The sequence below is a fragment of the Blautia faecis genome (genome assembly GCF_027662325.1).
In the GTDB taxonomy this organism is placed as follows: domain Bacteria; phylum Bacillota; class Clostridia; order Lachnospirales; family Lachnospiraceae; genus Blautia_A; species Blautia_A faecis.
Genome location: NZ_JAQDKY010000022.1, coordinates 1 through 13,796, shown reverse-complemented (window position 1 = coordinate 13,796; position 13,796 = coordinate 1). Strand labels below are relative to the sequence as shown.

The window sequence follows — 13,796 nt, the reverse complement described above, 5'->3', positions numbered from 1 at the left end:
TTTCGCGAATAAAGTTGCAAATCAATATTTCATTTTATGGCAGTTTCATCTGCTCTTTATTTGGATTATTCTTCCACAAACTTTGCTGCCTGTGCCTGGATCTCATGGATAAAACCAAGGTTTCGCCTCATGGCGAAATGTTCGCTCTGAATAATATTATGAAGCCTGTCTACAGCATCCTCCAGCTGGTCATTCACCAGCAGATAGTCGTACTCGTCAACTCCTTCTGCCTCCTGTGCAGCTCTTGCAAGACGCTGGTGGATCACTTCCGCAGTCTCAGTGCCTCTTCCAACAAGACGCTCTTTCAGTTCCTCCATGGAGGGCGCTGTTACAAATACCAGCACAGCTTCCGGGAATTTCTTCTTGATCTTGCGGGCTCCCTGAATCTCGATTTCCAGGATCACATCCCGGCCTGCTGACAACTGCTCCTCCACATAAGCCTTAGGTGTGCCGTAGTAATTCTCCACGTACCGGGCATATTCGATCAGCTGATCCTGACGGATCATTTCCTCAAATTCTTCTTTTGTGCGGAAAAAGTATTCTCTTCCGTCTTCTTCCCCTGGTCTGGGGTTTCTGGTGGTGGCAGATACAGACAATGCGTAATTGTCGTACTTCGCCATCAGGCTTTTCATAATGGTGCCTTTTCCTGCTCCGGAAAATCCGGAAACAACTGCCAAAACTCCTCTACTCATGGCCCTCTCCCTTATTTTCTATAACTTCTGCAAATCTGCGAGCGATCGTGTCCGGCTGGATTGCAGATAATATCAGAATGTGGTCTGAGGTAACGATCACAGACTTGGTCTTTCTTCCCTGAGTGGCATCCACAAGGGAATTGGAACCCTTCACACTCTGAACCATTCGTTTCACCGGAGCGGCATCCGGGTTTACCACAGCTACGATTTTCTGGGAATTCACCACATTGCCGAATCCGATATTGATTAATTTTGCCATGTTTTCACCCTTCTGTCAATAAGGAAAGCTTACGTCTTTGATTCTCTAGTACATCGCTTCGTAAATAACTATACCAATCACGTAGGATGTGGATTCGAGTGTGCAGGTATAAAAACGCAGGCGTAGCGGGCTACGCCGAGGCTTTTATACCTGTGCAATCGGATTCACAGACAAGTGAGTGGTATAGTTATTTCGAAAACGATGTACTAGGTTACTCCACATTCTGAACCTGTTCTCTGATCTTCTCAATCTCTGTCTTCAGATCAATTGCTATATTGGAGATAATCAGATCACTTGATTTCGACAAAATGGTATTTGCCTCACGGTTCATCTCCTGTGCCATAAAATCGAGCTTGCGTCCGATGCCTTCCTTCTCCTCCAGCATCTTCTTCATTCCCTGGATATGGCTGTGGAGACGGACGGTTTCCTCATCGTTGCAGATCTTGTCGGAGAACAGGACAACTTCTGCTGCAATACGGGAATCTTCGATCTGAGAATCCTCCAGAAGCTCATGAACCTTGGCTTCCAGCTTCTCTCTGTAAGAATCCACAACCTCCGGAGCGCGGGCTTCTACCTGACTTACCTTCTCATCAAGAGCATCCAGCTTGGCGATCAGGTCGTTCTTCAGATTCTCTCCCTCTCTTGCACGGGACTGGGCAAATTTCTCGCAGGCCTCACGAAGCGGTGCTTCCAGAACTGCCCACAATGCGTCCTCATCTACAGACTGCTCCTCCATAGTCAGCACGTCCGGATAATGGGAAAGAGTTCCTGCCTTCACATCGTTCTCAAGGCCAAATTCCTCTGCCATCTGACGGATATATGCAAGATATTCTCCTGCAAGCTCCTTATTATACTTCAGTGCGCCACAGCTTAAGGTGTAGTCCTCATATGTGATAAACACATCCACTTTACCACGCTGCATATAGGTCTTCATAAGATTCCGGATCGCGCCCTCAAGGAAAACCAGCTTCCTTGGCATTTTGATACTCAGATCCAGATATCTGTGATTGACGGATTTTAACTCAACGGTGATTTTCCGCTCTTTTGTAATCACCTCGGCCCTTCCAAAGCCGGTCATACTTTTTATCATAGTAATCTCTTTCTTTATTTTTATTCCGAATACTGTCTGAAAAGAGTACCATTCCGCATAACAGAATCGTCTCTGATATTCAGGCAATAACTCTACGCAGGTTACCGTTCACAGTTGCCTACGCATACAGATTTATTATAGTTCATTCTAAAACCCTAGTCAAATCCTTTTTTTGCTGTTATAATAAAGTCTGCATGTCACGGTTACTGGTCACGGAGCGACCGGTAACCTGTCAACAGAAAGGAGTTTTTTATGGCTTTTGACGGAATTACCATTGCTGCAATGGTTTCTGAATTAAATAAAAATCTCTCCGGGGGACGCATTAACAAAATTGCCCAGCCGGAAAGTGACGAACTGCTGATCACCGGAAAAGGTGCAAATGGTCAGAAGCGTCTGCTTCTCTCCGCCAGCGCCTCCCTGCCTCTGATCTATTTTACAGGCAAAAACCGGATCAGCCCTTTGACTGCTCCTAATTTTTGCATGCTTCTCCGCAAGCACATCGGAAGCGCCAGGATCACTGCGATACGCCAGCCTGGTCTGGAGCGTGTTGTAGAATTTGAGCTGGAGCACCTGAACGAACTTGGTGATGTATGCCATAAGGTTCTCATTATGGAACTGATGGGAAAGCACAGCAACATTATCTTCTGTGATGATAATAATATGATCCTGGATAGTATCAAGCACGTATCCTGCAACGTAAGTTCTGTACGTGAAGTTCTGCCAGGACGTCCTTATTTCATCCCCCACACTCAGGACAAGCTGGATCCTCTTACCATTTCCAGAGAGGATTTCATGGAAAAAGTATGTGGCAGATCCAATGCTGTCTCCAAAGCTCTCTATCAGACGCTTACCGGTTTCAGCCCGGTAATGGCTCAGGAACTTTGCTATCGCGCTTCCATTGATGGAAATGACGATGTCCAGACATTAGATGAGAATACCAGAGAGCAGCTTTATACAGAATTCACCCGTTTAATGGAACAGATCCGGAGGGAAGAATTTACCCCGGTTATTGTTTTCAAAGGGGACGAGCCGGTTGAATACGGTGTTCTTCCTTTTTCCCAATATGGAGAAGGCTTCACCACCCGGACCTTTGAATCTGTGTCAGAGATGCTGGAAACCTATTATGCCTCCCGCGACGTGATCACCCGTATCCGTCAGAAATCTGCGGATCTCCGAAAGATCGTCCAGACTGCCCTTGACCGCAACCGAAAAAAATTAAGCCTTCAGCAGAAGCAGATGAAAGACACTGAGAAAAAAGACAAATACAAGGTTTACGGCGAATTGATCAACACCTACGGCTACGGTCTGGAAGAAGGCTGTAAATCCTTTAAGGCTGTGAACTATTATAATGGAGAAGAAATCACCATTCCTCTTGATCCTACCCTGACCCCCCAGGAGAATTCCAAGAAGTATTTCGATCGTTACGGTAAGCTGAAGCGTACCCAGGAAGCTCTGGAGGTTCAGATTGCAGATACCACCAGCGAGATCGAACATCTGGAATCCATCTCCAATGCCCTGGACATTGCCGCTGAGGAGAGCGACCTTTCCCAGATCAAGGAAGAGCTGATGGAATACGGCTATGTGAAGCGCCACTACGGAAACAAAAAAGGTGCCAAAATGCAGGTGAAATCCAAACCCTTCCACTATGTTTCCAGCGATGGATACGATATTTATGTAGGAAAAAACAACTACCAGAATGATGAGCTGACCTTTAAATTTGCCACAGGAAATGACTGGTGGTTCCATGCCAAAAAGATGCCAGGCTCCCATGTTGTGGTAAAGACAAAAGACGGCACACTTCCGGACCGCACCTTTGAAGAAGCAGGAAATCTTGCAGCCTTTTATTCCAAGGGACGCACTGCACCAAAGGTAGAGATTGATTATCTCCAGAAAAAGAATGTGAAAAAGCCGGCTGGAGCCAAACCGGGATTTGTAGTTTATTATACAAACTATTCTCTGATGGCTTCACCAGATATTGCAGGAATCCGGCAGCTATCCTGATTGTAACATTTTTCCCTCTTTGCATCTTGCATACAGCTCTGAATTTGCAAAACGGCTGCTCTGCAAACCGCAAGCTGCTATCTATATACACCGGAGCCTGTTTCAAGCACGCTCTGATTTAAGAACAGGAGTTATCTATGAGTATTTTAAATGTTGAACACCTTACCCACGGATTTGGTGACAGAGCCATTTTCCATGATGTTTCCTTCCGTCTTTTAAAAGGAGAACATATTGGCCTGGTAGGCGCCAACGGAGAGGGAAAATCCACCTTCTTCAATATTGTAACTGACAAACTGATGCCGGATGAGGGCAGGATCCAGTGGGCAAAAAATGTCCGCGTAGGTTATCTGGACCAGCATTCTGTCCTCGCTCCTGGCATGACCATCCGCGACGTGCTGAAATCTGCTTTTTCCTGGCTTTTTGAACTGGAAGAACGAATGAATACCATCTGTGATTCCCTTGGTGAAGCCTCCCCGGAAGAAATGGAAGTTCTTATGGAGGAACTGGGAACTATCCAGGATACCCTGACCATGCACGACTTCTACGTAATTGATTCCAAGGTAGAAGAGGTTGCCCGGGCACTTGGTCTTCTGGATCTTGGGCTTGACCGTGATGTCACAGATCTCAGCGGCGGACAGCGTACCAAGGTGCTCCTTGCCAAGCTGCTTCTGGAGAAACCAGATATTCTTCTTCTGGATGAGCCCACCAACTATCTGGATGAAGAGCACATTGCATGGCTGAAACGCTATCTTCAGGAATATGAGAATGCTTTTATCCTTATTTCCCATGATATTCCGTTTCTCAATGATGTAATCAATATCGTTTATCATATGGAAAATCAGGAGCTGAACCGTTATGTAGGCGATTATGACCACTTTCTGGAAGTCTATGAAGTGAAAAAAGCTCAGTTAGAGGCGGCTTATCGCCGCCAGCAGCAGGAAATCAGCGAACTGAAGGATTTCGTTGCCAGAAACAAGGCCCGGGTTTCCACCAGAAATATGGCAATGTCCCGCCAGAAAAAGCTGGACAAAATGGACGTGATCGAACTGGCTGCCGAGAAACCAAAGCCGGAGTTTCATTTCAAACAGGGACGCACCCCTGGCAAATACATCTTCGAGACAAAGGATCTTGTGATCGGATATAACGAGCCCCTTTCCCGCCCTCTCACCCTTTCCATGGAAAGAGGCCAGAAAATCGCGCTTGTAGGTGCCAACGGAATTGGAAAAACAACTCTTCTGAAAAGTATTCTTGGTCTGATCCCATCATTGAAGGGAACCAGGGAATTAGGGGACAATCTGCAGATCGGATATTTTGAGCAGGAGGTAAAAGGTGACAACAAAACTACCTGTATTGATGAGATCTGGGCAGAATTCCCATCTTATACCCAGTATGAAGTCCGCTCCGCACTTGCAAAATGCGGTCTCACCACCAAACATATTGAGAGTCAGGTCCGTGTGCTTTCCGGCGGTGAGCAGGCCAAGGTCCGCCTTTGCAAGCTGGTAAACAAAGAGACAAATGTCCTTCTTCTTGACGAGCCTACCAACCACCTGGATGTGGATGCAAAAGAAGCTCTGAAGGAGGCACTAAAGGAATACCGTGGAAGTGTGCTTCTCATCTGCCATGAGCCGGAATTTTATCAGGATGTGGTTTCACAGGTGTGGGACTGCAGTAAATGGACAACTAAGATCCTGTAAATGCTATATTAAGATTATTATTTTATAAATAAAACAGCATCCAGACAGAATATACTTCTTCATAATTCTGTCTGAATGCTGTTTTTATTTCATATATAGTGATGTCATTTGCAGCAGCATGTCCGTTTAGAATAATTTGTCATTCTACTATATCTCATTCTATCAGTTCACAAACTGAATAATTCCGGATACCTGCTCGTATGCACTATCCCAGTCCTGACCACTTGCCAGTCCTTTTACTTTTCCTTTGATCGTCACTCTCTTGGAAGCTGCATATCCGGAAGCATCTGCCTTGATTCCCTTATTGGTTGTGAAATCATGTGTACCCCAGATCTTATCTGCATAATATTTGCCGTCAGCCTTCAATTCAATATTGCTGAATGTGGCATTTACAGAATCTCCGTTTAATCTTGCAGAACCCTCTACGCGAAGATAGACAGTTGTGTTTGCAAGACTGCTGTTTTTAACTGTTTTGGCAAGTTTGCCGTTGATGTAGCAGCTGCAGGTTCCGTCTTTTTTCACAGTCAGCATTACATGGTAAGTCTTATCTCTGGCCGCTTTCTGAACCCAGATATAATTCTGACCGCCTGCACCATTGTGGGCTACATTCTCGATCATGAACCATGCCTTACCTGTATAGGGAGCTCTTGCATGCTTGTCATACTGGATACCAAAGCTTACTGCAGAGGTCGCCGTGCAGGCAACCAGCTTCGCATGGTAACCGGAACCGGAACCAGAAAGTACCATATCCGTTTCAATGGTATATTCGGAAGCTGTATTTGCAACAGTGGAACCTGTTGCCGTGGTATTTCCGCCGGCAGTATCCGGTTTCGTTGTGGTTGGCACCTCATAAACAATTTTCAGTCCTTTTTTGTTATAGGAACTTACTTTCTTTCCTTTGTAGGCTTTTACTGTGTAGTAGTATGTAGTTCCACTCTTCACTTTTTTATCTGTGTAAGATGTTTTGGAACCGCCTTTCACAGTTTTGATTTTTTTCCAGGAACTATTTTCTGTCTTACGCATAACATAGTAGCCGGAAGCGCCTTTACTCTTTTTCCAGGTAATTTTAACACTTTTGTTTACACGTACCACCTTGGAAAGCTTCGGTGCTTTTAATGCTGCTGCCTGAACCGCCTCTGCTTTTCCAAATGAATAAACCGGAAATACAAGCATAAAAGCAAGTAAAAACAGCATAATCTTTTTGATTCCTTTTCTGTTCATAATATTCCTCCTTCTTTCCTCATATGAACTTCCATCATAAAAGACGGAGAACTTCTTCAAGAAATTCTCCGTCTCATTATACTACTTATTCATCAGCAGCGTCAACCTTACTTGCCCTTGCTTCGATCTCTTTCTGCTGGATATCACCAGGAGCCTGCTCATAGCGGGCAAACTCGTAGGAGAAGTCACCACTTCCACCAGTCATGGAACGAAGATCTGTGGAATATCCATAAATCTCAAGAAGAGGAACGTCAGCTTCAATAATGGTATTTCCGTTATGATCCGGATTCATTCCAAGAACACGGCCGCGGCGCTTATTCAGATCGCCCATAACGTCACCTGTATATTTATCCGGAACTGTAACCTTCATGGAAACGATTGGCTCTAACAGTACCGGAGAAGCATCCATGAAGCCTTTCTTGAATGCAAGGATGGTAGCCATCTTAAACGCCATCTCTGAGGAATCTACCGGATGATAAGATCCATCATAAAGAGTAGCCTTTACACCAACTACCGGATATGCTGCAAGAGGTCCTTTCTGAACACATTCCTGAAGGCCCTTCTCGACTGCCGGGAAGTAGTTCTTCGGAACTGCACCACCAACAACAACCTGCTCAAATACGTATGGAGTCTCCATATCGCCAGACGGCTCAAAACGCATCTTAACATGTCCATACTGTCCATGTCCGCCGGACTGTTTCTTATGTTTGCCTTCTACGTCAGAATTCTTGCGGATGGTCTCACGGAATGGAACCTTCGGTTTGGAAAGCTCTACATCAACTTTATAACGCTCTTTCAGCATGCTGACAATAACATCAAGATGCTGATCGCCCATACCATAGATCAGACTCTGACGGTTAGCACCATCGTTCTCAACACGAACAGTCCTGTCTTCGCTCATGATCTTGGCAAGAGCCTGGGAAATCTTATCCTCATCGCCCTTGTTCACAGCCTTAAATCTCTTATAGGTATAAGGTGTGGAAAGAATTGCTTTCGGATAAAGAACCGGATTCGCCTTGGTGGCAAGGCTGTCACCAGTCTGAACACTGACTAATTTGGCAATTGCACCGATATCACCTGCATGGAGCTCTGGAACTTCGATAGGCTTGGAACCCTGAAGAACATATAATTTGTTAAGACGCTCTTCTGTGCCTTTCTCAACATTGAGAAGGGTATCATCAGATTTGATAACACCGGAGCAAACCTTGATCAGGGAATACTTGCCAAGGAATGGATCCACGATGGATTTCCATACATATGCTGATTTTGCTTTGGCGAAATCGTAATTTGCTTCAAAAATCTCGTTGGTCTTCTGGGAAATACCGTTGCAAGAACGTTTGTCCGGGCTTGGGAAATATCCGCAGATGTCGTCCAGAAGGTTGGATACGCCGCGAAGATTGATCGGGGATCCCATGCATACCGGAACAATGCTTGCATCCTGTACATTGGCGGCAAGTGCTGCGGAAACTTCTGTAACGGAGAACTCGTCTCCCTCAAAATAACGATCCATGAATTCCTCGCTGGTCTCTGCTACAGATTCCATCAGGATATCATGATACTTCTCAAGATACTCATCCAGATAAGAAGGAATCTCGCACTCTTCCTTCTGTCCCTTGTCGATATATTTTCTTCCGGCCTGCTTCACAACGTTAACATATCCCACGAACTTGCCATCCTCACGGATCGGGAAATGCAGCGGGGCAATCTTCTTGCCATAAAGCTCGGTAAGCTGATCTACTACCTTACGGTAACTTACATCGTCCACGTCCATATCGGTAACGAAAATCATTCGCGGAAGTTTATACTTCTCGCAGAGATTCCATGCCTTCTGGGTACCAACCTGTACCCCTGCCTTACCTGATACTACGATGATTGCTGCGTCTGCAGCGCTGACAGCTTCCTCAACTTCTCCTACGAAGTCAAAATATCCGGGAGTGTCCAGAATGTTTACCTTGTTCTTCTGCCACGGGACCGGAATCAGAGATGTAGTGATAGAGAAATGTCGTTTGATTTCTTCTTTATCATAATCACTGACTGTATTGCCATCTTCTACACGGCCTAAACGGTTGGTCAAGCCGGCAAGATATGCCATTGCTTCTGCCAGAGTTGTCTTTCCAGCACCGCCGTGTCCTAACAGCACTACATTTCTGATTCGGTCAGTTCTAAAAACGTCCATATGTAATACCTCCCTGTTTGTCTAATATGTTCATATTTTACTAAATATTCAGAAGAATTTCAAGTATTTTCTGGGATTTTGACGGTCTTTTTTCAAAAAAGTTTAGATTATTTTGTCATTTCTGTAGGAATTGACAATTTGCGAGGAATCTCGTACAATATCATAAGATAATTTTTCACTTTAACGAAGGAAAGGAAACGACATTATATTATGAAAACAATCGGTTTTATCGGTCTCGGTCTGATTGGCGGCTCTATCGCCAAGGCCATCCGGAAGTACCATCCGGATTACCACATTCTGGCCTATAACCGCAGTAAGGAAGCACTTGCCTCCGCCATCAGCACCGGCATTATAGATGGTGTCTGTAAGGAAATGAAGGATCCACGCTTTGGATCCTGTGATTATGTATTTTTATGTGCTCCGGTAGAGATCAACCTGGAGTGCCTTACATATCTGAAAGAGATCCGCCAGCCAGGCTGCATTATCACAGATGTGGGAAGTGTAAAGGGAATCATCCATCAGAAAGTGGATGAGCTTGGAATGACAGACTGCTTTATCGGCGGTCACCCTATGGCCGGTTCTGAGAAAACCGGTTTTGACCATTCCAACGAGCGCATTCTGGAAAATGCATACTATATTCTTACTCCGGGCGGGGAAGTGGGACTGGAATATATTTCAGATTTTACAGAGCTGATCAGTTCTCTTGGTGCTATCCCTATGGTGCTTACAGCTGAAGAACATGATTTTATTACAGCAGGTGTAAGCCATCTGCCCCATATTATTGCTTCCGCCCTTGTAAATCTGGTAAAAACCCTAGACAACGATGCCGAATATATGAAGACCATCGCTGCAGGCGGTTTCCGCGATATTACAAGGATTGCCTCCTCCTCTCCCGTTATGTGGCAGCAGATCTGCATGGAAAACCATGAGAACATTTCCAATGTTCTGGACGACTACATCCGCATGCTGATCCAGATCCGCTGTTCTGTAGACAACTGTGCTACAGATGGGAAGGAGGCAGATGCTATTTATCAGATGTTTGCAAGCTCCAGGGATTACCGTGATTCCATTGATGTTGTGGATAATGGTCCTATCCGCAAGGCTTATGTGCTTTATCTGGATATTGCAGATGAGGCCGGCGGAATCGCTACCATTGCCACCATCCTTGCCATGGACAAGATCAGCATTAAAAACATCGGCATCATCCACAACCGCGAATTCGAGCAGGGCGTTCTGAAAATCGAATTTTATGAAGAAGACGCTATGGAACGGGCCATTGCACTTTTGAAAAAGCGCAATTATATTGTTTATGAGCGATAACCTGCGCACCGACAGTTGTTTATTGGATACATTACAATTATTTTTTCAGACAAACTCTGTATCAATACAGCAAATATGAAGTAAACGCCATATTGACTCGTCTAATTCTTTATAAGCAATATAGTCGATACCTGTTTTTGCTGTATGAAACTTTATATTTAAGGAACGATTATTATGGAAATAAAAAAACTTACAAATCTCCACGGAGAACTTACAGTTCCAGGCGACAAATCCATCTCCCACCGTGCCGTCATGTTCGGTTCCCTTGCCAAAGGAACCACAAAGATCACCCATTTTCTGGAAGGAGCTGACTGCCTTTCCACCATCTCCTGTTTCCGCAAAATGGGTATTGATATTGAGAATAACAACGGAGAAATCCTGGTTCATGGAAAAGGACTCCACGGATTATCTGCCCCTGTTGATATTCTGGATGTTGGAAACAGTGGCACAACTACCCGCCTGATTTCCGGTATTCTTGCAGGACAGAATTTTGTATCGGAGCTTACCGGCGATGACTCTATCCAGAGCCGTCCCATGAAACGGATCATGACGCCTCTCCTTTCCATGGGCGCTGATATTGCAAGCATAAAGGGAAATAACTGTGTTCCTCTTCGGATCATAGGTCATCCTCTGAAGGCCATTCACTATGATTCCCCAGTTGCTTCTGCTCAGGTAAAATCCTGTGTACTTCTGGCAGGAATGTATTCTGACGGAATTACCAGCGTCACCGAACCGGTTCTTTCCAGGAACCATACAGAAATCATGTTAAACTATTTTGGAGCTCGGGTAACTTCTGAGGGAACTACCGCTTCCATTGCTCCGGAACCATCTCTTTTTGCCAGAGAAATTACAGTACCTGGAGATATTTCTTCTGCTGCTTATTTCATCGCAGCCGGACTTCTGGTGCCAGGCAGTGAGATTCTTCTGAAGAATGTGGGAATCAATCCCACAAGAGACGGACTGCTCCGTGTGTGCAAGGATATGGGAGCTGACATTACGCTCTTAAATGTAAATATGGAAGGAGAGCCTACCGCTGATCTTCTTGTTCGCACCAGTTCTCTTCACGGTACAACAGTGGGCGGGGAAATCATTCCGACTCTTATTGACGAGATTCCGATGATTGCAGTTATGGCTGCTTTCGCCGAGGGAACTACTGTGATCAAGGATGCAAAAGAACTTAAAGTAAAAGAATCAGACCGAATTCTGGTTATGGCAGAGAACCTTTCCCGCATGGGTGCGGACATTACACCTACAGAGGACGGAATGATCATACATGGAGGCAAGCCGCTTCACGGCGCAGAGATTGATTCTTATCTGGACCACAGAGTGGCTATGTCTTTCGCTGTTGCAGGACTGCTCTGTGATGGACCGCTCTCTATTAAGGGTGGAGATTGTGTGAAGATTTCTTATCCGGAATTTTATGAGGATCTGTATCGGTTAGGAGAATAATCTGAACCGCAGGAACTTAAATGAGAACATTTTTCGTTACTGTGAACGGAGTGAGCAATAACCATTTTTCCATTTAGGTTCCTGTTTTTTTGCCTTTTTAGATGTGCATTCTTATTATTTTATGTTAAATAATAGTCAATGTTAGTTTAGTGCAACTGTCATATTTTGCCAGATTATATGCTTGTATTTTCTTCTAAAATATACATATTGCACATTTTACCATGTATTAATTTCTATGCAATTTTAAAATTCGTTTTAATCTCATTTCTATATTGATATTCTTTTAACGATTTTGACGAAGTTAAAAAACTTTCCGTTTTCCTCTTTTTTTCTTCAAAAAAATAACGTATAATCCCACTGTAAGTTGAGGAACACTAAAACAAACAAAGCGAAGGTGAACAGCCCAGACAAAAGAGCGGCTGCCACAAGAAAGGAGCCAGAAATAATGAAAATTTTATTTTACGGAACCAAAAATTATGACGAGCAGTTTTTTGAAAAACTTTTACCTGAATTTCCAGATATTAAGATTAAATTTATTGAAGCAAATATCCATGAGGAGACCGCTTCTCTTGCAAAAGGTTATGAAGCCATCTGTGCTTTTGTAAATGCAGACCTTGGCGCTCCTGTTATTGAAGAATTACATCAGCAGGGTGTAAAACTGATCCTTATGCGCTGCGCTGGTTACAATAACGTGGATCTTAAGACAGCCCACAAATATGGCATGAAAGTTCTGCGTGTACCAGGTTACTCTCCCGAGGCTGTTGCAGAGCACGCAATGGCGCTGGCGCTTACAGCTAACCGTCACACTCACAAGGCTTACATCAAATGCCGTGAGAACAACTTTACTTTAAGCGGTCTTATGGGCGTGAACCTTTACAAGAAAACAGCCGGTATTATCGGTACTGGTAAGATTGGTCAGGCTATGGCAAGAATCTGCAAGGGATTTGGAATGCGGGTCATTGCATATGATCTTTTCCCAAACAAGAATCTTGACTTCCTGGAATACGTTTCTCTTGATGAGTTGCTGGCTACCAGTGATCTGATCAGCCTGCACTGCCCGCTTACTGACGAAACCAAACATATTATCAACGAAAAGACAATTGCCCAGATGAAGGACGGAGTTATCCTTGTAAACACTTCCCGTGGCGGTCTTATCAAGACGGAGGATCTGATTTCCGGTATCCGTGACCACAAGTTCTTCGCAGTTGGTCTGGATGTTTATGAGGAGGAATCTGATTACGTATTCGAAGATCTGTCTGAGAGCATCATGCAGACTTCCTTGATCCAGAGGCTTCTCTCCTTCCCGAACGTAACCATGACCTCCCATCAGGGATTCTTTACAGAAGAAGCGCTCACCAATATTGCAGAGACAACTATGGAGAATGCGCAGGCTTATATCAATGGAGATGAGCTGAAGAACGAGGTTCTCTCATAATTCATAAATCACTATAGAAAATACGGTGTTTCAATGCATAGGTATTGAAACACCGTTTTGCTATTTAGTGTGTTGGGAGGGTGAAAAGTTTTCAGGAGGGACGCATTTGGACAATGTGTATTACTCACTCGCCGGCGCAACGCTCCGATGAACTAATCGCTAACTGCGACTAATGCGTTCGGGAGAGCCCTCACGCATAAGTCTCCGTAAGCGCTGGATTTCATCTGCGCTAAGAACGCGCCTGAAATGGCTCGCTGGAGTAATACACATTGCCCAAATGCTGTGTGTCGGCTGGGACTGATTCTATTTAGGAACTTTTAACGAGGAAGAGGGGGAGTGATTGGTTTTCCGATACTTTCTTGGCAATGATGGATTAGATAAAAACAATAAAGCTGCGAATTACCAACCATCTAAATGAGGTATCGAAGACACATATAATAATATGTCAAGTTCTTTGTT

At 44.6% G+C, this 13,796-nt stretch carries 10 protein-coding genes; 5 read left to right on the top strand and 5 right to left on the bottom strand.

What is annotated here, in order from left to right; genetic code table 11:
• Positions 1 to 65: 65 nt before the first annotated feature.
• The 3 genes from gmk to PGQ38_RS11160 form a co-directional block, all read right to left on the bottom strand.
• Positions 66 to 692 carry a guanylate kinase gene (gmk, locus tag PGQ38_RS11170; protein WP_173772474.1) on the bottom strand — a complete coding sequence of 209 codons (627 nt, stop codon included), beginning with the start codon at positions 690 to 692 and terminating at the stop codon, positions 66 to 68.
• Positions 685 to 951, bottom strand: coding sequence for an extracellular matrix/biofilm biosynthesis regulator RemA family protein (locus tag PGQ38_RS11165; RefSeq protein ID WP_118578014.1), 267 nt, complete (start codon positions 949 to 951; stop codon positions 685 to 687). Before PGQ38_RS11165 ends, gmk begins: the two co-directional genes overlap by 8 nt.
• A 211-nt stretch (positions 952 to 1,162) precedes the next feature.
• Positions 1,163 to 2,041, bottom strand: coding sequence for a YicC/YloC family endoribonuclease (locus PGQ38_RS11160; protein WP_118578833.1), 879 nt, complete (start codon positions 2,039 to 2,041; stop codon positions 1,163 to 1,165).
• A gap of 252 nt (positions 2,042 to 2,293) precedes the next feature.
• Here PGQ38_RS11160 and PGQ38_RS11155 point away from each other — a divergent pair, with 252 nt between their 5' ends.
• Positions 2,294 to 4,042: an Rqc2 family fibronectin-binding protein gene (locus PGQ38_RS11155; RefSeq protein WP_118578835.1), complete on the top strand. Its 1,749-nt coding sequence runs from the start codon at positions 2,294 to 2,296 to the stop codon at positions 4,040 to 4,042.
• 137 nt (positions 4,043 to 4,179) lie between these two features.
• A complete protein-coding gene (locus PGQ38_RS11150; protein ID WP_118578837.1) occupies positions 4,180 to 5,736 on the top strand; it encodes an ABC-F family ATP-binding cassette domain-containing protein in 1,557 nt (518 codons plus the stop codon).
• Between the two features lie 162 nt (positions 5,737 to 5,898).
• Here PGQ38_RS11150 and PGQ38_RS11145 read toward each other — a convergent pair whose 3' ends face one another.
• Both PGQ38_RS11145 and PGQ38_RS11140 read right to left on the bottom strand, forming a co-directional pair.
• Positions 5,899 to 6,957, bottom strand: a complete 1,059-nt coding sequence (locus tag PGQ38_RS11145) for a hypothetical protein (protein ID WP_270431753.1) — start codon at positions 6,955 to 6,957, stop codon at positions 5,899 to 5,901.
• Between the two features lie 85 nt (positions 6,958 to 7,042).
• The gene (locus tag PGQ38_RS11140) at positions 7,043 to 9,133 is read right to left on the bottom strand and encodes an elongation factor G (RefSeq protein ID WP_118578841.1); all 2,091 of its coding nucleotides are present in this window, start codon (positions 9,131 to 9,133) and stop codon (positions 7,043 to 7,045) included.
• A gap of 210 nt (positions 9,134 to 9,343) precedes the next feature.
• On the opposite strand from PGQ38_RS11140, the gene PGQ38_RS11135 reads away from it, so the two are divergent.
• The 3 genes from PGQ38_RS11135 to PGQ38_RS11125 all read left to right on the top strand — a co-directional run bounded on the left by PGQ38_RS11135 (position 9,344) and on the right by PGQ38_RS11125 (position 13,337).
• The gene (locus PGQ38_RS11135; RefSeq protein ID WP_270431751.1) at positions 9,344 to 10,453 is read left to right on the top strand and encodes a prephenate dehydrogenase; all 1,110 of its coding nucleotides are present in this window, start codon (positions 9,344 to 9,346) and stop codon (positions 10,451 to 10,453) included.
• 174 nt (positions 10,454 to 10,627) lie between these two features.
• Positions 10,628 to 11,902, top strand: a complete 1,275-nt coding sequence (gene aroA / locus PGQ38_RS11130; RefSeq protein WP_270431749.1) for a 3-phosphoshikimate 1-carboxyvinyltransferase — start codon at positions 10,628 to 10,630, stop codon at positions 11,900 to 11,902.
• Between the two features lie 445 nt (positions 11,903 to 12,347).
• Complete coding sequence (locus tag PGQ38_RS11125; RefSeq protein ID WP_118578845.1) at positions 12,348 to 13,337, top strand: 2-hydroxyacid dehydrogenase; 990 nt, start codon at positions 12,348 to 12,350, stop codon at positions 13,335 to 13,337.
• Positions 13,338 to 13,796: the final 459 nt, after the last annotated feature.